This is a genomic window from Microbispora sp. GKU 823 (genome assembly GCF_002027145.1).
Lineage (GTDB): Bacteria > Actinomycetota > Actinomycetes > Streptosporangiales > Streptosporangiaceae > Microbispora > Microbispora siamensis.
The window spans coordinates 60,308-80,132 of record NZ_MWJN01000019.1; the positions used below are offsets into that span (position 1 = coordinate 60,308).

21 protein-coding genes are annotated in these 19,825 nt (G+C 69.8%); 10 read left to right on the forward strand and 11 right to left on the reverse strand.

The genetic code is table 11. The annotated features are described in order from the left end of the window. Positions 1-534: 534 nt before the first annotated feature. The 4 genes from B1L11_RS12905 to B1L11_RS46760 all read left to right on the forward strand — a co-directional run bounded on the left by B1L11_RS12905 (position 535) and on the right by B1L11_RS46760 (position 2,703). Positions 535-1,095 carry a GNAT family N-acetyltransferase gene (locus B1L11_RS12905; RefSeq protein WP_079314685.1) on the forward strand — a complete coding sequence of 187 codons (561 nt, stop codon included), beginning with the start codon at positions 535-537 and terminating at the stop codon, positions 1,093-1,095. Between the two features lie 176 nt (positions 1,096-1,271). Then, on the forward strand, positions 1,272-1,433 hold the full coding sequence (locus tag B1L11_RS46755) for a hypothetical protein (RefSeq protein WP_179155114.1): 162 nt from the start codon (positions 1,272-1,274) through the stop codon (positions 1,431-1,433). A 717-nt stretch (positions 1,434-2,150) separates the two neighbouring features. Continuing rightward, the gene (locus B1L11_RS12910; RefSeq protein ID WP_079314686.1) at positions 2,151-2,465 is read left to right on the forward strand and encodes a hypothetical protein; all 315 of its coding nucleotides are present in this window, start codon (positions 2,151-2,153) and stop codon (positions 2,463-2,465) included. 49 nt (positions 2,466-2,514) lie between these two features. Next, positions 2,515-2,703, forward strand: coding sequence for a hypothetical protein (locus B1L11_RS46760; protein ID WP_079314687.1), 189 nt, complete (start codon positions 2,515-2,517; stop codon positions 2,701-2,703). A gap of 22 nt (positions 2,704-2,725) precedes the next feature. Here B1L11_RS46760 and B1L11_RS12920 read toward each other — a convergent pair whose 3' ends face one another. From B1L11_RS12920 to B1L11_RS12935, 4 genes are all read right to left on the reverse strand, one after another. Further along, entirely contained in the window at positions 2,726-3,562 is an 837-nt protein-coding gene (locus tag B1L11_RS12920) for a MerR family transcriptional regulator (RefSeq protein WP_079314688.1), read from the reverse strand. A gap of 59 nt (positions 3,563-3,621) precedes the next feature. Then, positions 3,622-4,113: a VOC family protein gene (locus tag B1L11_RS12925; protein ID WP_079314689.1), complete on the reverse strand. Its 492-nt coding sequence runs from the start codon at positions 4,111-4,113 to the stop codon at positions 3,622-3,624. A gap of 170 nt (positions 4,114-4,283) precedes the next feature. After that, the gene (locus tag B1L11_RS12930) at positions 4,284-4,772 is read right to left on the reverse strand and encodes a hypothetical protein (protein ID WP_079314690.1); all 489 of its coding nucleotides are present in this window, start codon (positions 4,770-4,772) and stop codon (positions 4,284-4,286) included. A gap of 384 nt (positions 4,773-5,156) precedes the next feature. After that, complete coding sequence (locus tag B1L11_RS12935; RefSeq protein ID WP_079314691.1) at positions 5,157-6,071, reverse strand: DNA-3-methyladenine glycosylase; 915 nt, start codon at positions 6,069-6,071, stop codon at positions 5,157-5,159. Positions 6,072-6,409: 338 nt separating this feature from the next. Between B1L11_RS12935 and B1L11_RS12940 the strand changes: the two genes are divergently transcribed. Then, a complete protein-coding gene (locus B1L11_RS12940; protein ID WP_079314692.1) occupies positions 6,410-7,822 on the forward strand; it encodes a condensation domain-containing protein in 1,413 nt (470 codons plus the stop codon). Here B1L11_RS12940 and B1L11_RS12945 read toward each other — a convergent pair. From B1L11_RS12945 to B1L11_RS53925, 6 genes are all read right to left on the reverse strand, one after another. Further along, positions 7,782-8,414: a LysE family translocator gene (locus B1L11_RS12945; protein ID WP_179155115.1), complete on the reverse strand. Its 633-nt coding sequence runs from the start codon at positions 8,412-8,414 to the stop codon at positions 7,782-7,784. The two genes, B1L11_RS12940 and B1L11_RS12945, sit on opposite strands and share 41 nt — an antisense overlap. Before the next feature lie 387 nt (positions 8,415-8,801). Beyond that, on the reverse strand, positions 8,802-9,338 hold the full coding sequence (locus B1L11_RS46765; RefSeq protein ID WP_179155116.1) for a hypothetical protein: 537 nt from the start codon (positions 9,336-9,338) through the stop codon (positions 8,802-8,804). Between the two features lie 127 nt (positions 9,339-9,465). Further along, positions 9,466-10,263 (reverse strand): IclR family transcriptional regulator, encoded by a 798-nt coding sequence (locus B1L11_RS12955; RefSeq protein WP_179155117.1) that lies wholly within the window; start codon positions 10,261-10,263, stop codon positions 9,466-9,468. A gap of 137 nt (positions 10,264-10,400) precedes the next feature. Beyond that, entirely contained in the window at positions 10,401-11,771 is a 1,371-nt protein-coding gene (locus B1L11_RS12960) for a family 2B encapsulin nanocompartment shell protein (protein ID WP_079314695.1), read from the reverse strand. A gap of 233 nt (positions 11,772-12,004) precedes the next feature. Then, complete coding sequence (locus tag B1L11_RS12965; RefSeq protein ID WP_079314696.1) at positions 12,005-13,117, reverse strand: polyprenyl synthetase family protein; 1,113 nt, start codon at positions 13,115-13,117, stop codon at positions 12,005-12,007. 150 nt (positions 13,118-13,267) lie between these two features. Beyond that, positions 13,268-15,103, reverse strand: coding sequence for an ABC transporter permease (locus B1L11_RS53925; protein ID WP_079314697.1), 1,836 nt, complete (start codon positions 15,101-15,103; stop codon positions 13,268-13,270). A 73-nt stretch (positions 15,104-15,176) separates the two neighbouring features. Here B1L11_RS53925 and B1L11_RS53930 point away from each other — a divergent pair, with 73 nt between their 5' ends. Next, entirely contained in the window at positions 15,177-15,812 is a 636-nt protein-coding gene (locus B1L11_RS53930) for a TetR/AcrR family transcriptional regulator (RefSeq protein WP_079314698.1), read from the forward strand. Positions 15,813-15,815: 3 nt separating this feature from the next. Here B1L11_RS53930 and B1L11_RS12980 read toward each other — a convergent pair whose 3' ends face one another. Beyond that, a complete protein-coding gene (locus tag B1L11_RS12980) occupies positions 15,816-17,138 on the reverse strand; it encodes an MFS transporter (RefSeq protein WP_079314699.1) in 1,323 nt (440 codons plus the stop codon). Positions 17,139-17,315: 177 nt separating this feature from the next. Here B1L11_RS12980 and B1L11_RS12985 point away from each other — a divergent pair, with 177 nt between their 5' ends. The 4 genes from B1L11_RS12985 (at position 17,316) to B1L11_RS13000 (ending at position 19,815) form a co-directional block, all read left to right on the forward strand. Further along, positions 17,316-17,828 (forward strand): VOC family protein, encoded by a 513-nt coding sequence (locus B1L11_RS12985; protein ID WP_179155118.1) that lies wholly within the window; start codon positions 17,316-17,318, stop codon positions 17,826-17,828. 75 nt (positions 17,829-17,903) lie between these two features. Continuing rightward, positions 17,904-18,329, forward strand: a complete 426-nt coding sequence (locus B1L11_RS12990) for a Zn-ribbon domain-containing OB-fold protein (protein WP_079314701.1) — start codon at positions 17,904-17,906, stop codon at positions 18,327-18,329. Then, positions 18,326-19,453: a thiolase gene (locus B1L11_RS12995; protein WP_079314702.1), complete on the forward strand. Its 1,128-nt coding sequence runs from the start codon at positions 18,326-18,328 to the stop codon at positions 19,451-19,453. Before B1L11_RS12990 ends, B1L11_RS12995 begins: the two co-directional genes overlap by 4 nt. Before the next feature lie 104 nt (positions 19,454-19,557). Beyond that, entirely contained in the window at positions 19,558-19,815 is a 258-nt protein-coding gene (locus tag B1L11_RS13000; RefSeq protein ID WP_372974669.1) for a hypothetical protein, read from the forward strand. Positions 19,816-19,825: the final 10 nt, after the last annotated feature.

A 19,825-nucleotide genomic window follows, 5' to 3' on the forward strand; every position in this document is an offset into this window, starting at 1 on the left:
GACGTATTGCTGCACATCATTGCCACCTGCCCCGGCGCGCCAAGGAACACCGCCCTATGCGTCCTTTCGGATTGGTGGGGATGCTTCCAACCCGAACCGGGTTTCGAGGCGTACACAGATCAGGATGGACACCGAGTCGAGATCATCCCCGCAATAATGCAGCGGGTAGAGCAAGCAGCCGACACCATGCGCACCATCGCAGAGCACGACACACAGGCACGAGGGCTGGTCCAAGAACTGCTCCGCAGCCTCGGCCGAGGATGGACCGTCGAGGAGTAGCAGACGGCCGACAGCCAGATCGCCGGTACGGGGCATTAAGGAGGGTAACGAGGGGGCAACCACCGTCACTCGTGACCGACCCCACCCCAGGTCAGTGACCCTGACGGCCGTGATCCATGCCATTCCCAAGCTGACAGCGCGGGTTCGATTCCCGTCACCCGCTCCACACGGAAGCCGGGTCCCCAACGGTCCACGAATACAGGTTCTGATCCTGGCTGACCTGATCAAGTCCACCCCTGAGAAAATCGCTGGGTGATGAGCCCTTTGATCCGTTCAAGAACCATCAAGGATCTGCGTGCCTGCATCGATGCTCTCGCCACCGTGCATGCTTCCGATCGCTACCCGGTGGACTGGCCCGCCGATCCCGGGCGATGGCTGACACCTTCCAACCTTGTTCAAGCATGGGTGGCGGTTGAAGGCTCTGACGTCGTCGGACACGTGGGGCTCTCACAGCTGGACGCGGCAACGCTTGAACCGCCCCTCGCCCGGGCCATCGGTACGCCGGCCGGTCCGGTCGGATCGATCACCCGGCTCTTCGTCACTCCTCAGTGGCGAGGCTACGGGCATGCCACTCGCCTCCTCGACGTGGTCGGCAAGAAGGCCGCCGATCTAGGAATACCTCTCGTGCTCGACGTATCCGACGACGGCCACGCGGCCATCGCCCTGTACGAACGTGCCGGATGGCAACGTGTGGCAAGCGCCCGAGCCGAGTGGCTGAACGCAGCAGGCGAAAACGCTTTGCTGCACTACTACATGAGTCCCGAGACAACGCGGAAGCAGCATCGCCCCGATCCCCGCCTGGAGCGGCGACGATGACCGTCACCGCCCCAACTGCGGCGAAAACAGGCAACTCAACACCACATCGCATCGCATCGCCGTCACCCAGGCTCGTTGCCACGAAGGCACCCCTGCCCTGATCAAACGACGCCAGGAGACCACCAGGGATACCGGGAAAGGACAGCCTTAGCGTCCTGAAACGGCACCTTTCAGCCGTGATCTACCATGTCGTGTTCGACGCCCTCCTTCGCGTTCTCGATGACCTTGGACCCACCGCCCCAGACCATGCCTACCTCGACCATCCCGCATGGATCAGCGTCCTGCACGCGGCCAATGCCGCCCTCCAGATTCTGTCGCCGGACAAGGAGAACTCGTAACGGCCTTCCCGAACACACCGCAAGGCAACGATGAAGTATCTCCCCACCAGACCTCTTGCACGTAGGAGCGTCAGGCCAGAGCGACTGGTGCGGGAAGTATGACTGCCATAATCTTGCCCTCTCGCTGATCTTGCGCGGGGCATCAAAGGAAAAGTGTTACTTCATCACGTCGATGAACAGGGCCAAAACTCCGCCTGGAGCACAAAACTCAAGATGAGGGCGTCGTTTCGTCTCGCCCTCGACTGCGTCGGAGCAAGTGGGACGATGATTGTTCACGTAGATCAGTCTCGACTTCGGCATGATCCCTGACGACGTAGCCGTTCGTAGCATCAGGGTAGAGGTGCCCGCAGGCGCGAAGTGGGCCATTCTCATTTCGAGGCCGCCGCAGGCCTAGCATCAACCTGGACCGGAACGGCTTCGGCTTCTGAGCCGTGGAAGTTTGTGGCACGGGGAGTTCATCGGGTTCGCGGGGCTCGACCTGGTAAATGCGGGAATGCCGTTCACCGTGCGGATCCCAAGCTGTCGAGGCAGACCCGACGCTCGTTCCTCACCCGGGGCTCCCCCGAGTAACCTCCGCATGTCATACGAGGTGGTTCCCGATTCTCCTCAGAAGCCGGCAGGAGCACGAGAAAGAGCGTGGCGATGGCCCGGAACAGGACTGATGCACGTGCCCGGCTTAAGGGAGGAACGAGGGGTGGCCTCTGGAGTCCCGTTCTGGTGAACCTGGGGCTCGGCGTGCCCGCGATTGTGCCGCTCTATCTGGCGTGGTGGCTGCTGACCGAGTACATGCCGATGGACTGCAAAAGCACGGAGGACCTTGCCAAGCCGGATCTCACCAACTGTAACTACACCACTCTCGATCACGCGAGCATCGTCATGCTTCTCCTGGCTGCGACCGGCGTCCTCATGCTGGCATTGCTGGTGGTGATCGACGTGGTCTTCCCACTTGAGACCGGACGAAGGTTGGCGGCCTGGGCCGGCGCGGCTGTGCTCATCCCCGTCCCATTCGCGCTGTGCCTGGCGCTGGCCTGACGACTGACGTTCTTGCCACCCGCCACAGCGTCTTGGCCACTTTGTGGCAATGCCCGATCACTGGCCTCTGTTCAAGCTGCGCCTGAGCACGCCCCGGCTGCAACTGCGCCTGCCCACGCTGCGCGGCCGGCGAACCATCGGCCGGCGCCTGCGCCTGGACCACGGCGCGTTCACCAGCCCAATTCCCGTCGGCATCCACGGCCTGGAGCCCTGCCTTCCCCATTTCGGCCTGCGCTGACGACGCTGCCGGACCTCGCCCGCTACCGCCAGGTCGCGGACTCCGGGTCGACGCCGTGCGCCTCGGCGTTCGCGCAGATCGTGTCGCGCAGCCAGACGGCCAGGCCCGGCACGACCGCGTCGTAGTGGGCCGCGAACCTATGGTCGGCGGCGAACATCCGCCCGATGCAGGCGTGCATCGAGTGCGTGCAGTCGAAGTACCTCGACATCAACGCGCGGTGCCGCTCCGCGAGGGCGTTCGCGTCGGCGGACCCGGGCGTGACGCCCGCACGCTTCGCGGCGGCGAAGTCGGCGTTCAGGGCGCCGGTCTCGGCCGCGACCGTCTTCCAGTCCTCCGGTGTCATCTCGCCGGCCCGCTCGGCGTACTGCGCCCACTGCGCGCTGTCTCCCCACCGGTCCTCGGCCTCGTCGACCCAGGAGGGCTGCCAGTCGTCGCCGAAGATCTCGACCTGCTCCTCCGGGGTCAACCGCATGCCGGTGCTCGACGCCCCCAGCATGCGGTCGACCGCGCCGACCATCTTCTGCAGACGGGATATGCGCTCCACGAGCAGCGCCCGCTGCCGGCGCAGGTGGTCGCGCGCGCCAGCGCCCGGGTCGTCGAGGATCCGGCCGATCTCGGCGAGCGGAAACCCGATCTCCCTGTAGACGAGGACGCGGTGGATCCGCGCGACGTCGTCACCGGAGTACACCCGGTATCCGGCCCAGGTGCGCCCGCTCGGGCGTACGAGGCCGATCGCGTCCCAATGGTGCAGCGTCTTCACGCTGACCCCGACGAGCGCGGCCGCCCGGCCGACGGTGAGGCCGTCGGAACCGTCCGGGCCGGTGATGGCCGTTTCCCATCGGTGGGCGTCGCTCGTCACCGGCCCAGTATCGCCGACCTCGCCACAGGCCCAAGGCCGGAGACGGGCGTACGGGATGCTCACTCGGTTGGGACCTCGATGCCTATCGCCCGCAGGTCGTCCGCCCGGGCGCTGCGCGGATCGAGCGGCTGAGCGGCCGTCATCACGACCCGGGCGTTCTCGGGCGTGACGACCGTCAGCTCGATGGAGTTCCAGGGCATCTCCCTCGGGCCGCTGGTGCATCCCGGCACGAGTTCCTCGCAGCGGGCGGCGATCTGGTCGATCTGGCTGAGGACGCAGGCGAAGCTCACGCTCATCGCCGGAACCTCGCCCACCTGTTCCGCGGGCACGAGCAGGACGTCCTGGAAGGCCCAGCGCCGCAGGTGGGTCAGTCGATCCGGTACGGAGAACAGGTCGACGAACCCGAGCCCGCGAGTCCAGAAGTCCTTCGACGCCGCGAGGTCGCGGGTGGGGATGGTCACGAACATCGGCATGCCGTAGTAATCCCGGTAGATCTCGGGCGCGGTCGCGTCGAGCGCGGGCATGGGAACTGGACTGATGTACTCGCTCATGCCCTGATCGTCGAGCCTCCTGCTACGTCAGGGTCAAGGCGAACACCATGCCGGTCGAGACGGCCGGGCCCGCGATCCGGGACGCGATCGCCGCGGCCGGAAGACAGGGGGCGCGTTCCCGCTTCTCGTTCCCGCTTCTGGGAAACGCGCCCCCGGTCGTGGCGTGGGTGTCAGGCCACGTTCACCGTGGCCGAGCTCTGCTGCTTGGCCGACGTGCCCGCGAAGGCGGCCTTCCAGGTGCCCGTTCCGCCGTTGTCCACCTTCACGCTGTACTGCCCCCGCGATCCCGTACGCGTGGAGGTGACGTACGTGTAGCGCGTGGAGCCGGTCTTGCGGAAGTAGACGGCGATGGTCTGGGCGGACAGGCCCGACCGGCCGGAGGTCAGCGAGCCCGAGAGCGTCAACTGCTTGGCGCGCCGGTCATAACGGGCCCGCTTCGCCGTCTCCTCGCCCGCCGAGGCGGTGATGGTCAGCGAGGTGGCCACGGCCGGGCGGGAGTCCTTCTTGCCGTCATTCCGCCTGGAGTCCTGCTTGGAGTCCTGCTTGGGGTCCTGCTTCGCTTCCTGCTTGGGGTTCTGCTTCGGGTCCTGCTTGGGGTTCTGCTTCGGGTCCTGCTTGGGGGGTCGTGGTGGCCACGGGTCGCGGAGCGGCCGGCTCACCGGTCGCCGCGAAGGCCGACGCCGTCGGGACGAGCACGCAGGCGCCGACGGTGGCGGTCAGCAGTCCGGCGGTCACTTTTGCACGCATTGCTTCCTCCTCGAGAAAACCACCGGCACGGGATTCAATGGACAGAGAGGGTGCCCGCACCGGATTTCGCCTTCACCGAAGAACGTATCGGCCTTTTTCGCCGCCGAGACGATCCTTAAATATTCGCACGCCCATGGCGGCCCGCTTACGCGATTCTTATGACACCAGCTCAGCGCGGGCGCGTGGATGTTGATCGGTCCAATTCGGCAGAAGCGGTCCGGACGATGAAGTCTCATCCAATGTTCAGCCCGCATGAGAATACGATGAGACGGTTCCCCGGCCCGTTCATCGTTTTCTCAGCGGCCTCGCGCTGATCGGCTCGGGGGCCGGTCGTCGTCCATGACGCCGTAGCCGGACGCGCGGAACAGGAAGGAGGCCCAGGAGCGGTAGGGCCGCCACGCCTCGGCCACCTTCCGGTACGCGGCAGGCGGAGCGTCATCCGGCAGGCCGTACGCCTCGCGCAGGATCGCGAACAGGCGTGGTTCGTCGCCCGGGAACGCGTCCGGCGCGCCCGCGCCGCGGATCAGGATCAGACCGGCGGAGAACGGCCCGATGCCGGGCAGGGCGCGAAGTTCGGCCAGCGCCTCCTGGGGGTCGATCGCGCGCAGATGCTCCGCGGTGAGCACGCCGTCGAGCGCCGCGCGGGCCAGCCCGCGCAGCCACTCCTCCTTCTGCGCGGGCAGGCCGAGGCCACCGGCCTGCAGCAGCGTCATGGGCGGAGGAAAGGCGGCGTACGTCTCCCCGTCCACGACGACCTTCGCTCCGAATCGCTCCGCGATGCGCTGTTTGAGCCGGGCGGCGATGAGCATCGACGAACGCTGCACGATCACCGCCCAGCAGGCCGCCTCCCAGGGGGTCCAGAAGCACAGCGGGCGCAGGCCGGGACTCTTCCGCTGGAGGTCGCCGAGCACCGGGTCGGCCTCGCCGGCCTCGGCGAAGCCGGAGCCGTCCACGTCGAGGGACAGGATGCGCGCCACCTCGCCCCGGATCCGCGGCCCGGCTGCCCGCGTGGTGACGACGGCGACACCGTCCGGCGCGGCGGTCACGGTCACACCGATCGGCAGCCAGTCGGACTCCGCGCAGTAGGCGAAGCGCAGCGCCCGCCCGTCGGAGGGCAGCCCGCTGGTGGCCGGCCAGTCCTCGACGAAGCGCAACGTGGCGCCGAAGTCGAACGGGCCTTCTGCCGTGAGCGTGAAACCGTGGCTGGTCATGGGCGACATCGTACGAGGCCGGACAGACAAACGATCTTGCCGGGCGGCACGCCGCGGCCTCCGCCGGCCATACCGGATCCCCGCGTGCCGGACAAGTGGTGACCCCGAGCCTCGATCCTCCTCTTCGAAAGTTTCGGAGAGGGACTTTCGATTTTCACTGTTGCCTTTCCGTACCTGTTGCCTATTCTTCCCTTGCACGGGGACTTCCGGGGGCACCAAAACCGGACCGAGTGGCATTTCTATGCCGATCATGGAGTGGGCATCGTGTCGAAACTTTTCGGTGACGGCGTGGAGATCGGCCTCGGCGACGAGCCGGCGACCGGAGGGACGACGGGCTCGTGGTGACGGTGGCGTTCAGCGGCACACGGGACGGCGAGGCGCCGCTGACCTGGGGACAGCGACTGATTTGGCGGGCGGTCCACCTGATGGGCGACAGCCAGACGTTCCTGAGCTGCCCGTGGGTGCTCCCGGTGTACGGCAGACGTGACCTCGGCAGCGTCCTGGACGCACTGCGCGTGCTGCTCGAACGCCACGAGAGCCTGCGTACGACCTTCGCCCTCACGCCGGAAGGGCCGGTGCAGCGGGTCGGGCGGGGCGGCGAGCTGACCGTGGACCTGGTGGAGGCGGGACAGGACCGGGCGCTGCGGGTCGCCGAGCGGCTCGCGGGCGAGCTGGGCCGTACGGCCTTCGCCCACGACCGGGACCTGCCGCTGCGCTGCGCCGTCGTCGTCAAGAACGGCCGCCCGGTGGCGCTGGCGTTGGCCTTCTCCCATCTGGCGGTGGACTTCCAGGCGCTGAACACGCTGTCGGAGGAGTGGAAGGCCCTGCTGCGCGGCGAGGAACTGCCGCCCGCCGAGTGGCAGCCGTTGGATCAGGCGGCCGCGGAGCGCGAGGAGCCGTACCCCGCCCGCTCGGCCAAGTCCGTCCGATACTGGCACTCGGTGCTGGCGGAGGGACCGCTGGACGTGTTCGACCATCCGCCGCGCGAGGCGGAGGACCCGCGGTTCATCGAGGTCGGCATGGAGTCGGTGGCGCTCGCGACCGCGGCACAGCGGCTGGCGGAGCGCTGGAAGATGAGCACGACCAGCGTGCTGCTCGCCGCCTGCGCCACCGTGCTGGCCACCGTGAGCGGCCGTCCGCGCGCGGTCATGCAGCTCGTGCACAGCAACCGCCGCGACGCGCGCACCCGCACGATGGTCGGCACCGTGGAACAGGACGGCCTGTTCGTGCTCGATCTGCCCGCCACGGACTTCGCCGCCGCCTGCCGGGCCGCGCACCGCGGGGCGCTCAGGGCGTACCGCAACGCGCACTACGACCCGTTCGAGATGCAGGCCATGCGCGAGGAGATCGGCCGCCGCCGCGGCCGGGAGCCGGACCTCGACGCGTTCTTCAACGACAGGAGGACCGTCGGCACCTGGCCGGGCCTGCCTCCCGCCGGCCCCGACGAGGACGTGGCCCGCCTCACCGAGAAGACCCGGACGTACGTCACGAACGCCTGGCCGGGTGTCCGTTTCAAGGCGTTCTTCACGGTCGTCGCGGCCCCCGACACCGGCCGGCTCAGCCTCATCGTGGACACCGCCTACCTGCCCCCGGACATCGCCGAGGCGATGCTGCGCGGCGTCGAGGCCCTGCTGGTCCGCGCCCTCACCGAGGAGGTCCCGATGGCCGCCGTCCCCGAGGTGTGCGGGGTCGGCCCGTACGACGGGCGGCTCAGGACTGCTGGACCGCCAGGCGCAGACCGAAGCCGATGACGATGAGGCCGGTGAGCCGGTCCAGGGCGCGCTTGACCGACGGCCTGCGCAGCCAGCCGCGCACCATCCCGGTGAACCCGATGAGCACGGCGCTCCACACCAGCGCCTCGCAGACGTGAACGCCCGCCAGCAGTACGCCCATCACCGCGTGCGGCACGCCCTGGGGCATGAACTGCGGCAGCACCGCGACGTAGAAGGCGCCCACCTTCGGGTTGAGGAGGTTGGTCAGCAGGCCCCGCCGGAACGCCCGTCCCCATCCGGCGTCCGGCGGGTCCGGCGGCGCCGCGTCGTCCGCCCGGCTCGCGCGGCTGTGCCAGAGCATCCTGCCGCCCATCCAGATCAGGTACGCGACGCCCGCCCACCGCAGCACCTCGTACGCGACGTGGGAGGCGGTGAGGAGAGCGGACAGGCCGGCGGCCGTGAGCAGGCCCCACAGCAAGGTGCCGACCTGGATGCCGAGCACCACGGCCCAGGCCGACCTCCTGCCGGCGAGCAGCGACGTGCGCAGGATCAGAGCCGTGTCCAGGCCGGGGGTGAGCGTGAGCAGCGCCACGATGACGGCGAACGAGGCGATCGCACCATAGACGTCCACGAACGGCCACCGTAGCCCATACCCGGATACCTGGCTTGACCTTTTCCGCGTCCCCGTGCACCCTCCGGTGGTGATCCTCCGGATGAACGACGCCGCGGCCCGCTTTCATCAGAACGAAATGATCGTCCACAGCCGGTCACGCTCCCCAACGGCCGCAATCTGAAATGCGACACGTGCGAGAACGAATTGTTCGAGCACCGCCGGTGGAAACTCCAGACCACGGGCATGACGTTCATGAATCTCGACTGGGCCAACCGCGACGCCACCTGCTTCGTGTGCAGCAGTTGCCGTCGCATTCACTGGTTCCACTGGTGATCGGGGATCAGACGTAGCGCCAGGCGGCCGCGAACCGGTCGAGACAGTCCTGGGCAGGGGTCCCGCAGAAGGTCACGCCGGCGACAGGACCAACACCGCGTGGTCGGGCGCCACGCTCGCGAGCCGGAAGCGGATGTCGCCGATCTTGCCGGGGCGTCCCACGGCCAGCGTCAGCCCGCCCGCCGTCCGGCAGCGGCCGTTGACGCAGTCCTGACTGACGTCGGTGTTCATGCCCTCGACCTGGAAGGCGCCCGCGCCCGCTTCGAACCGCAGCCGCAACTCGCCCCGGTCGAGTGAGGCGATCGTGATCGCGTCGAGGCCGGTCTTCCGGTCGAGCCGCAACCGGTCCCCCGGGCGGACCGCCACCTCGCAGGCGCCGTCCCGGCACGCCTCGGGATGGCTCGCCGCCGAGACGACCGACGAGCTGGGCGAAGGCGATGCGGGGACCGGGGACGCGGGGACCGTGGTGGACACCGGGCCGCCAGTGGCCACGGGCCGCGGCCGCACCTGCGGCTCCGGGGTCCCGCAGGCCGTGAGCAGCACGGTCACCGGTACGGCGACGAGGCCGGCCCGGCCGATCAAGCGGGACGCGTACGGTCCTCGGCGCATGACTCTCCCTGAGACCACGACGGCTACGCCGGTCCTGCGCGCCGGCGGCCGGAGCGGCCCAGGCCCGCCGCCCTCGACTCGGTCGAGCCTTCCCCGAACCCGGCGGCCCCAACCCGCGAAGCGGGGATCACAGGAGGAGGGCGCCGGTGATCTGGTGGGCGGTCCTGCGTACGGCCGCGCCCATCCGCGGCAGCGCCGCCGCCCCCACCGGCGCGGCGACCGCGACGGCCATGCACACCCCGCCGTCCGGGCCGAAGACCGGCGCGGCGGCGCAGCACACCCCCTCGGCGAACTCCTCCCGCGCGTACCCCACGCCCTCCCCGCGGATGGCCGCGAGCTCGCGTTCCAGCACGGCCGGCGCGGTCACCGTACGGCGGGTCATCCGCCGCAGGGCCGGGGCGGCGAGGAACGCGGCGCGCAGACCGGGGTCGTAGGCGAGCAGCACCTTGCCCATGGCCGTGCAGTGCAGCGGCGCCCGGTCGACGCCGTCCGACGGCGACTTGACCCGGTTGTGCCCGTACAACCGCTCGACGTACGCGACCTCGAAGCCGTCCGGCACGGCCAGGTTGACCGTCTGCCGGGTGGCCTCGTACAGCTGGAGCAGGTGTGGCAGGACCGCCCTGCGGGAGCCGGGGAGGCGACGGCCCTGGACCGCCCAGCCGCGCGGCGCCACGATGTCGGCCAGGCGTCCGCCGACCGTGTAGTCACCACCCGTACGCGTGACCAGGCCGCGCCGCTGCAGCGTCCCGAGCAGGCGATGGGTGGTGGTCTTGGAGAACCCGGTGGACTGGTGCACCTGGGTGAGGTTCATCGGCCTCATGCCGGCGGCCAGGCACAGGAGGATCTCTATCCCGCGTTCCAGGCTCCCCAGGGCGGAGGCCGCCTCCGCCCGGCGGGCGCGATCCAACGGTACGAACAATCCCACCCCGCGACGCTCGTGGACCACATCCTGACCGGCCAGCGGCCACCTTAGCCGCGCCACCCCATGCATGAGGGGCGAACGGCGGAAGCCCGCCTCGGCCGGGACACTCCCCCGAGCGCCCCGGCCGGTCGGACGTGTCGTCAGTTCACCTCGACGCTCTCCAGCACGCCGAGGGCGTCGGGCACCAGGACGGCCGCCGAGTAGTAGGTGGTCACCAGGTAGGAGATGATCGCCTTGTCGTCGACGCCCATGAAGCGCACCGACAGGCCGGGCTCGTACTCGTCGGCCAGCCCCGTACGGCGCAGGCCGACGACGCCCTGTTTCTCGGCCCCGGTGCGCATCACCACGATCGAGCTGAGCCCGCCCTCGGTGATCGGAATCTTGTCGCAGGGCAGGATCGGCACCCCCCGCCACGCCATGACCGTCGCCCCGTTCACCTCCGTGACGTCCGGATAGACCCCGCGCCGGGTGCACTGCCGCCCGAAGGCGGCGATGGCCCGGGGATGGGCGAGGAAGTAGTGCGAGCTGCGACGGCGGGCGAGCAGCTCGTCGAGGTCGTCGGGGGTGGGCGGGCCGGAACGGGTGTGGAGGCGCTGCTTGAGGTCGGCGTTGTGCAGCAGACCGAAGTCGCGGTTGTTGACCAGCTCGTGCTCCTGACGCTCCCGCAACGCCTCGATCGTCAGCCGCAACTGCTGCTCGGTCTGGTTCATCGGCTCGTTGTACAGATCCGCCACCCGCGAGTGCACCCGCAAAATCGTCTGCGCCACACTCAGCTCGTACTCACGCGGCCCCAGCTCGTAGTCCACGAACGTCCCCGGCAGCGTCGCCTCACCCTCATGCCCCGCCGCCAGCGCGATCTCCGCCTCGCCATACCGGTTCACCGGCCGGTCCGGGTCCTCTCGGTATGCCTGCACGTGCTCGCGCAGGCCGTCCGACAGGGTGAGCAGCCGTTCGAACTCCTCCCTGCCGAGGGCGAGCACGGTGCACGACGTCACGGCCTTGACCGTCCACTCCCACCGCGCGTCCGCGTTCACCAGCATCTGCTCGCCGACGTACTCGCCGTCGGCCAGCACCCCGAGGCGCGTCTCGTTGCCGTACGCCCCCTCGCCGAGCCTGTCGACCTTGCCGTGGGCCAGGAGCAGGACCTCGTCCATCGGGGTGCCGGCCCGGGCGATGACCTGGCCGGCCTCGTACTCCCGCTGGGTGAACAGGTCGGCCATGGCGGCGAGCACGTCGGCGTCGCCGAACCCGCGCAGGGCGGGAAGCTCGCACAACTCGGCGGAGATGACCCGCACGTCCGCCCCGGTCGAGACGAACGTCACCCGCCCGTCGGCCATCTGGTAGGTCAGCCGCCGGTTGACCCGGTAGACGCCGCCCACCGCCTCGACCCAGGGCAGCACGCGCAGCAGATGACGGGAGGTGATCTCCTGCATCTGCGGCGGGGTCTTGGTCGTCGTGGCCAGGTTGCGCGCGGCCTTGGTGCTGAGGCTCAACCGGTTGTCGGTCGGCATGGTGTTTTCGGTCACGGCACATCACCCCATCTGTGATCGGCACGGCGGCCGGTTGTTCGGTGACTGGTCACGCTCGTCGCCGAGCGGCGGAGGGGGAAGGAAAGATCAGGGTCGTACCGGCCCGGACAGGGCCGCACCGCATGCGCCGGGTGCCCGTACGGCCGCACGCGAAGGCGGCCGGAGTGTCCCGGCGGCGGGAGTCGTGAGAGAGGCGGGCGTACCGATCGCGCGCCTCACCTGACGCGGCGGGTGAGCCGCTCGGTGAGCACCGTGAGCGCCCGCGCCGCATCCGGGGCGATCGCGCAGTCGCGCAGCGCGTCGAGCGCCTGCCCGGCCCGCAGCGCGATGAGGTCCTCGACCTCGCCGAGAGCGCCGGTGTCCACGATGATCTGCCGGAGCTCGGCCGCCCGCCGTTCGTCCAGGTCGGGGGCGCCGTGCCAAGTCCGCAGCCGGTCCCGTTCGGGTCCCCGCGCCCGCGCGTACGCGTACGCCATGAGCACGGTCCGCTTTCCCTCACGCAGGTCGTCGAGGACCGGTTTGCCGGTGACGGCGGGGTCGCCGAAGACGCCGAGGACGTCGTCGCGCAGCTGGAACGCCTCCCCGAGCGGCAGGCCGAACCGGGAGTACGCCTCCAGGAGGGCGGGCGGGGCCCCGGCGAGCGCCCCGCCGATCTGCAGCGGGCGCTCCACGGTGTATCGGGCCGTCTTGTAGCGGATCACCGTCAGGGCCTGCTCGACGTCCGCGTCCGCGCGGGCGTGCGCCAGGATGTCGAGGTACTGCCCGGTGACGACCTCCGTGCGCATCCGGTTGAACAGCTCGCGCGCCGCGCGTCCCCGCACGTCGCCGGTGGCGGCGTCCGCGAGCAGTTCGTCCGCCCACGCCTGCGCGAGCACTCCGAGCAGGATGGCGGCGGATTGGCCGAAGGTCTCCGCGCCCGTCCACCGCGGGGTTCCGGCGAGCCCCCTGTGGATGGTCGGGCGCCCGCGGCGCAGCTCGCTGCCGTCCATGACGTCGTCGTGGATCAGCAGGCCGGCGTGGTAGAGCTCGAGCGCCGCGCCGGTGAGGACGGCCCGGTCCTCGTGCGGATCCTCGCCGCCCGCGCCACGCCAGCCCCAGTAGCACAGCAGCGGCCGGATGCGCTTGCCGCCCCTGACCACGAACTCGCGCAGCAGCCGGTAGCCCTCGGCGACGTCCGGATCACCGACAGGGGGACGCCGGGCGTCGAGGAAACCGGCCAGCAGCTCGTCGACCCGTCCCCGGACGGCGCTCGTGACGGCGGCGTCGCCGCCGGTGTCACCGACGCCGGTGATCCCCTTGATGGACGTGTCCACGGTGTCCGCGGTCATGCACGGCCTCCTCGCTCGGCGAGCCGGTATCCCTTGCGGAAAGTTACTTAATGAACACGCAAAGTAGAACCGCTCGTTCCGATAGTCGGAACTTCTCGCCGAGCCGGACTCGGACCACCCAGCTCAGTCGGCTCTGCCGAACTGCGCTTTCTAGTCGGCTCTGCCGAACTGTGCGATCGCGGTCGCGAGCAGGGCGAGCCCGAGGACCGCGAGTACGGCCACCTCGACGGGGATGGGGACATGCCACCCGCCCCACGTCAGCCCCGGCGCGAGCCGGGCGCGTACGGCCGGCGTCAGGTTCAGATGCGCGAAGACCAGCCGCCTGATGGGATCCACGGCGTACGAGAGCGGGTCGATCCGGTTGAGCGCGGTCAGCCACGCGGGCAGGTTCGAGGCGGGGAACATCGCGCCCGACATGAAGTACAGCGGCATGATCAGCAGCTGGTTGAGCGCCATGAACGACTGCATCTGCCTGACGCGCACGGACATCGCGACCCCGAAGGCCGTGATGGTGAAGGCCAGCAGCACCTGGATGCCGAACACGCCGAGCATCAGGCCCGGCGCGTACGGCACGCCCACGGGACCCGCGATGCAGATGACGACCAGGCCCTGGAAGGCCGCGACGGTGGCCCCGCCCAGGCACTTGCCGAGGACGATGGCCCCGCGGGACACCGGCGCGACCAGCATCTCCCGCAGGAACCCGAACTCCCGGTCCCAGACGATCGAGGCGGCCGAGGACATGGCGGTGAACAGGACGGCCATGGCGAGGATGCCCGGGTAGAGGAAGGTCCGCAGGCCGAGCCCCCCGGTGCCGCCCGAGGTGAGCTGCGACAGACCGGTGCCGAGGACGAACAGGAACAGGAACGGCTGCACGAGAGAGGTGAGGATGCGCAGCGGGCCGGTGAAGAACCGGATGATCTCGCGCTGCCAGACCACCTTGACGGCGCGCAGCTCGCTCATCGCGCTGCGCCCGGGCACCCGGACCGCCGTGACGGGCAACGTCATCGCCGGCCTCCTCGCGCCGCGGCGAGCGCGGCCGGGCCACGCGCGCCGCCGTCGACTCCGCGTCGCGGATCGACGGCCGGTGTACGACATGAACACGTCGTCGAGGCTGGGCCTGGCCACGCTGACGGACCGGATCGGCAGCCCCGACCGGGAGAACAGCTCCGGGACGAACCGCTCCCCCTCGTCCACGTGGAAGACCACCACGTCCCCGGACGCGACGGCCCGGATGCCGAACCGCTCGTCCAGGGCGGCGACGGCCGCCGCGCCGTCGTCGGTCTCGATCTGGACGCGGTCCTTGCCGACGCCGGCCTTCAGCGCGGCCGGGGTGTCGAGCGCGATGATCCGGCCGCCGTCCATGATGGCGATGCGGTCGCAGTGCTCGGCCTCGTCCATGTAGTGGGTCGTCAGGAAGACCGTGATGTCCTCGGCCTCCTTGAGGTCCCGGATGTAGGACCAGATGGAGCTCCTGGTCTGCGGGTCCAGGCCCACCGTGGGCTCGTCGAGGAACAGCACCCGCGGCGAGTGCAGCAGGCCGCGGGCGATCTCCAGTCTTCGTCTCATGCCGCCCGAGAACGTCGCGACCTTGGCGCCGCGCCTGTCCCACAGCCCCACCATCTCGAGCACTCCCCGCAGCCGCGGACCGACGTCCGCGCGGGGCACGCCGTACAGCTCGGCGTGGAAACGCAGGTTGCGCTCGGCCGTCAGATAGCCGTCCAGCGTCGGGTCCTGGAACACCAGCCCGATCGAGCGCCGCACGCTGTCGCGTTCGCGCACCACGTCGTAACCGGCCACGCGCGCCTCGCCGGCCGTGGGCGTGGTCAGGGTGCAGAGCATGCTGATCGTCGTGGACTTCCCGGCGCCGTTCGGGCCGAGGAAGCCGAAGATCTCTCCTCTGTGCACGGTCAGGTCGATGCCGCGTACGGCCTCGACGTCGCCGTAATGCTTGGCCAGGCCGGTGGTTTCCACCGCCGGATGCGTCATCCCGCCTCCCCATTCATTACACTTGGTATAACAGTACACCAGGTGTAACCAAGGAGGCCGATACGCTGTGCCCATGAGTGCGGGCGGACTGCGGGAGCTGAAGAAGAACCGGACCCGGCAGCTCATCGCCGACACCGCGAACGCGCTCTTCCGGGCCCGGGGATTCGACGAGGTCACCGTGGACGAGATCGCGGCGGCCGCCCAGGTGTCGAAGAAGACGGTGTTCAACCACTTCCCGACCAAGGAGGACCTGGTCTTCTACCGGGCCGAGAACCGGGAGGCCATGTCGCTGGCGGCGGTCACCGACCGCCCGGCCGGGGTCTCCATCCTCGACTCCTTCCGGGCGCTGTGCCTGGCGCAGACCCGGTTCGTCGCGGGGATGCGGCGCGACCTCGTCCACCCGCGCAGCTTCTTCGACCTCGTCAGCGGCAACCCGTCCTTGGAGCGGAAGATGCACGAGGTCAACGAGCGCATCATCCGGGTCCTCGCCGACGCGCTGGCGGCCGAGGCGGGCGCGGAGCCCGGCGACCCGCTGCCCCGCATCGTCGCCTCGACGCTGGTCGGCGCGCAGCGGGCGCTCTACCGGCGGCTGCGTCAGCGGGTCCGGGAGGGCGGGCCCGACGAGGAGATCGAGCGCGCCCACCGCGCGGACGTCGAACGGGTCTTCGACCTGCTCGGCAAGGGCCTGGGCGGCTATCCGCCGGGATGACTTCTACTCGGCCACCGCGACCCTGGCCTCCGGGCCGTCCACGGTCTCGGCGCGCTCACGCCGCCAGGGGCCGTGGAACAGGAAGACGGCGGGCGCGAACAGCGCCAGGCACACCAGGGAGACCACCAGCCAGGTCTGCCAGCTCGTGGCCTCGACCACGTGCGGGATGACCAGCAGGCCGACCACGGCGATCGCCTTGGTGAGGAAGCCGAACAGTCCCCAGGCCGTGCCCTGCAGCCGGGGGTCGACGTCCTCGGCGTCCTCGGAGTAGTTGGCCATCCACGGCCCGTACGCCACGCCGAGCGAGCCGCCGAGCAGCGCGCCGACGATCATGAGCATGCCGCTGGAGACGCCCTGGCCACCGAGGAGCGAGGCCAGGTAGGCGGTGACGAGCACGGCCGCCACGGTGCCGCCGAGCGTGAACGGCTTGCGGAGCTGGGTGCGGTCGGAGAGGCGGCCGGCCACGATCAGGGTGATCAGGTTGAGGCTCCAGAAGCACGCCATGATCGTGGACGCCTCGGCGGCCGTGATGCCCAGCGCGCCGACCAGCATGGTCTGACCGAAGAGCGTGAGCGTGATGTAGAGCACCAGCCACAGCGAGATGCCGATCACGTGGGCCCAGATGTTGCGCCGGACGAACAGCGAGGAGACCCTGGCCGGCCTGGTCAGGTCGACGACGTCCGCGGACTGGCGCTCGGTGTGCTGGATCTGCGCGCGCAGTTCGGGCGACAGGTCGGCGATGTTGAGGGCGATGACGATCGAGATGACCAGCGAGAAGCAGCCCATGATGACGAACTGCGACCGCCAGGAGTCGTCGAAGATCGGCAGCGTCCAGCCCGCGACGGCGGCGGCGAGGAAGTTGGCCCCCACCGGACCCCAGGTCCAGAAGCCGAACGCCTGGGCCCGGCCGAGACGCGGCGAGAAGTCGCGGACCAGCGGCGCCGTGCTCGCCATCGCCACCCCGTCGACGAAGGCCAGCACGATCCTGGCGATCAGCAGGTCCCTTGAGCTGTGGACGAGCGTCATGGCGAAGCAGCACACGGCGGTCAGCAGCATCAGCGGGACCAGCAGGCGCACCCTGCCGAGCCGGTCGGTGAGCCTGCCGCCGACCGCCGACGCGACGGCCCCCGCGACCGCCGCCGCCCCGGACACCGCGCCGTACGTCGCGAGGGACATGTCGAGGTCCTTGAGGAGCAGCGGGACCACGGGGGCGATCTGCGCCTCATAGGAGCCGATGAGGACGGCCAGCACGGCCATCGTGAGGATCTTCATGCGACGAGCCCCGGTGGGGTACTCGTCGAGCTCGCGTACGTAGGACAGGCCCATTGACACGCCTTTCTCGTCAGCCCCCGTCCCAGCGATGAGTTCTAGAAGCCAGCTCTAGAATTCATTTCCACGAATGCTCCGCCCTCTCACGGCTGGAGTCAAGGGTTGTGAGCATGGTGTTTCCTGGGAATCGGATGCCTAGAATGAGATTCTAGGATTTCGATCGAAGGAGGACGGGTGGACATCGTCGAGGAGCTGGCCGGACTGGACGCGGCCTTCGACCACACGGCCGTCGCCGCGCCACGCATCAGGGACCTGCTGCCGATCTACCGCGACCTGCTGGGAGGCGTCTATCTCGGCGGGGGCGACAACGTGGTGAACGGCTACCGGACGCTCCAGCTCAGGTACGCCAACGGGAGCAAGATCGAGCTGATGGAGCCGCTGGCCGGATCCTCGTTCTTCGACAGCTTCTTCGACCTCACCCGTGGCAGAGGCGGGGTGCACCACCTCAACTTCCACGTCACCGACATCGATGCGGCCGTGGCCGCTCTGCGCCGGCGCGGCTACCGGTTGTTCGGCCTCAACCTCGCCGAACCCCGGTGGCGCGAGGTCTTCCTCCACCCCAAGGAGGCCCACGGGGTCCTGGTGCAACTCGCGCAGCCGGGGCCGCGCAACCCCGAGCCGGTGCCGTCCCTCGACGACCTGCTGGCCGGCCGCGGCCGGCGCGGCAACGGCGTCCCGAGCCCCTGACAACGAGCCCTCGCCAACTCTAGATTGGAGTTCTAGAATTCGACTCTAAGACTTCCTCCGCCTCGTAGGAGAACGATGACCGCATCGCACAAGCCCGTCCCGAAGCCGACGCCGGAGACCCAGCCGTTCTGGGACGGCACGGCGGAGGGACGGCTGCGGATCCAGCGCTGCCTCGCCTGCTCACGGCACTACTTCTATCCACGGCCCGCCTGCCCGCACTGCGGCTCGGACGACGTCACGTGGGTGACGGCCAGTGGCAGGGCCACCCTCTACTCGTACGTGATCAACCATCGCCCGGCTCCCGGCTTCGAGCAGGACGGGCCGTACGCCATCGCGGTCGTGGAGCTGGAGGAGGGCGTGCGGATGATGACGAACATCGTCGGCGTCGAGATCACGCCGGAGAACCTGCCCCTGGACATGGAGCTGCGCGTGGTGTTCGAACAGCGCGGCGACGTGCACGTCCCCCTGTTCACCCCCGCCTCGGCCGGGGCCGCCGTATGAACATCGTGATCGCCGGCGCGGCCGAGACCGACGAGCTCGGCAAGCTGCCCCACATGTCCACCGCGCAGCTCCACCTCCAGGCCGCGCGCAACGCCCTCGCCGACGCCGGGATGACCAAGGCCGACATCGACGGCGTCGCCACCGTCGGCATGCCCGGCCCGATCCAGATCGCCCACGAGCTCGGGATCACTCCCGCCTGGCTCGACGGCACCGGGGTGGGCGGCTCGTCCTTCCTCTTCCACGTACGGCACGCCGCGGCGGCCATCCGGGCCGGGCTGTGCACGACCGTGCTCATCACGCACGGCGAATCCGGGCGGTCGCGGGTCGGCGCGCCCCGGCCGGCCCTCGGTCCCGACTCGCTGATCGGCCAGTTCGAGCTGCCGTACGGCGTGCTCGGCCCGCCCACCATGTTCACGCTGACGGCGCTGCGTTACATGAAGGAGACCGGGCTCACGCACGAGCAGCTCGCGGAGGTCGCCGTCGCGCAGCGCCGGTGGGCGCACCTCAACCCGCGGGCCATGTACCAGGACCTGATCACCGTCGAGGACGTGCTCGCCTCCCGGATGGTCGCCTACCCCTTCCACCTGCTGGAGTGCTGCCTGGTCACCGACGGCGGCGGCGCGCTGATCGTGACGACGGAGGAGCGCGCCCGCAGGTCGCCGGTGTACCTGCTCGGCTCCGGCGAGTCCGCCGAGTCGCCGATCATCTCCCAGATGGAGGACTTCACCACCTCCGCCGCCTTCCGCCGCTCCGGCGAGGCCGCCTTCGCCGAGGCGGGCATCTCCCACGACGACGTGGACCACCTCATGATCTACGACGCCTTCGCGCACGTGCCGATCTACGGGCTGGAGGACCTCGGCTTCGTCAAGCGCGGCGAGGCCGGGCCGTTCATCGCCGAGGGTCACACCTCTCCCGGCGGCCGACTGCCGCTCAACACCAACGGCGGCGGCCTCTCCTACACCCACACCGGCATGTACGGGATGTTCGCCATCCAGGAGTCCGTACGGCAGTTGCGCGGCGAGGCGGCGGCCCAGGTGCCCGGCGTCGAGGTCGGCGTCGTCCTCGGCAACGGCGGCATGTTCGCCTCCGCCGCCACTCTCGTCCTGTCCAACCACCGCCCCTGACGCGGCACGGCGACCCTCGGGGCCCCCGCCGGAGGGTCCCCGCCCGTGGCGCCGGGCACGGACTGCGGCTGGCCAACCTGCTGGAGCGGCATGCCCGTGCTGCGATGAGCAAGGGGCATGAGTGCCTCACGGTGAACAACGACGTGGATCTACGCCTGAGAGACCTGCCGTTGCTCAACCGGAGTCCCGACGTCGCGCTCTGTCGGTGCCTGGACCGCGAGCGGGGCGAGCGTCTTCGTGCCGAGCACGCGCTGCTCGTCGTGGAGATCGTGTCTCCGGGATCGGAGACCCAGGACACGACCGACAAGCTCGGCGAGTGCAGATCCCTCGCCGATCACGTACCGCCCTCTCGACCCTGGTGAACGTCGGCGG

Excerpts from the sequence above, each read along its gene's own strand:
- B1L11_RS12995 (WP_079314702.1), top strand. The coding sequence starts at position 18,326 with ATGAACATCGTGATCGCCGGCGCGGCCGAGACCGACGAGCTCGGCAAG.
- B1L11_RS53925 (WP_079314697.1), bottom strand. The coding sequence starts at position 15,103 with ATGACGCATCCGGCGGTGGAAACCACCGGCCTGGCCAAGCATTACGGC.
- B1L11_RS12960 (WP_079314695.1), bottom strand. The coding sequence starts at position 11,771 with ATGCCGACCGACAACCGGTTGAGCCTCAGCACCAAGGCCGCGCGCAAC.
- B1L11_RS53930 (WP_079314698.1), top strand. The coding sequence starts at position 15,177 with ATGAGTGCGGGCGGACTGCGGGAGCTGAAGAAGAACCGGACCCGGCAG.
- B1L11_RS13000 (WP_372974669.1), top strand. The coding sequence starts at position 19,558 with ATGAGCAAGGGGCATGAGTGCCTCACGGTGAACAACGACGTGGATCTA.
- B1L11_RS12990 (WP_079314701.1), top strand. The coding sequence starts at position 17,904 with ATGACCGCATCGCACAAGCCCGTCCCGAAGCCGACGCCGGAGACCCAG.
- B1L11_RS46760 (WP_079314687.1), top strand. The coding sequence starts at position 2,515 with ATGCCCGATCACTGGCCTCTGTTCAAGCTGCGCCTGAGCACGCCCCGG.
- B1L11_RS12905 (WP_079314685.1), top strand. The coding sequence starts at position 535 with ATGAGCCCTTTGATCCGTTCAAGAACCATCAAGGATCTGCGTGCCTGC.
- B1L11_RS12965 (WP_079314696.1), bottom strand. The coding sequence starts at position 13,117 with ATGACCGCGGACACCGTGGACACGTCCATCAAGGGGATCACCGGCGTC.
- B1L11_RS12925 (WP_079314689.1), bottom strand. The coding sequence starts at position 4,113 with ATGAGCGAGTACATCAGTCCAGTTCCCATGCCCGCGCTCGACGCGACC.
- B1L11_RS12980 (WP_079314699.1), bottom strand. The coding sequence starts at position 17,138 with ATGGGCCTGTCCTACGTACGCGAGCTCGACGAGTACCCCACCGGGGCT.
- B1L11_RS46765 (WP_179155116.1), bottom strand. The coding sequence starts at position 9,338 with ATGCGCCGAGGACCGTACGCGTCCCGCTTGATCGGCCGGGCCGGCCTC.
- B1L11_RS12935 (WP_079314691.1), bottom strand. The coding sequence starts at position 6,071 with ATGACCAGCCACGGTTTCACGCTCACGGCAGAAGGCCCGTTCGACTTC.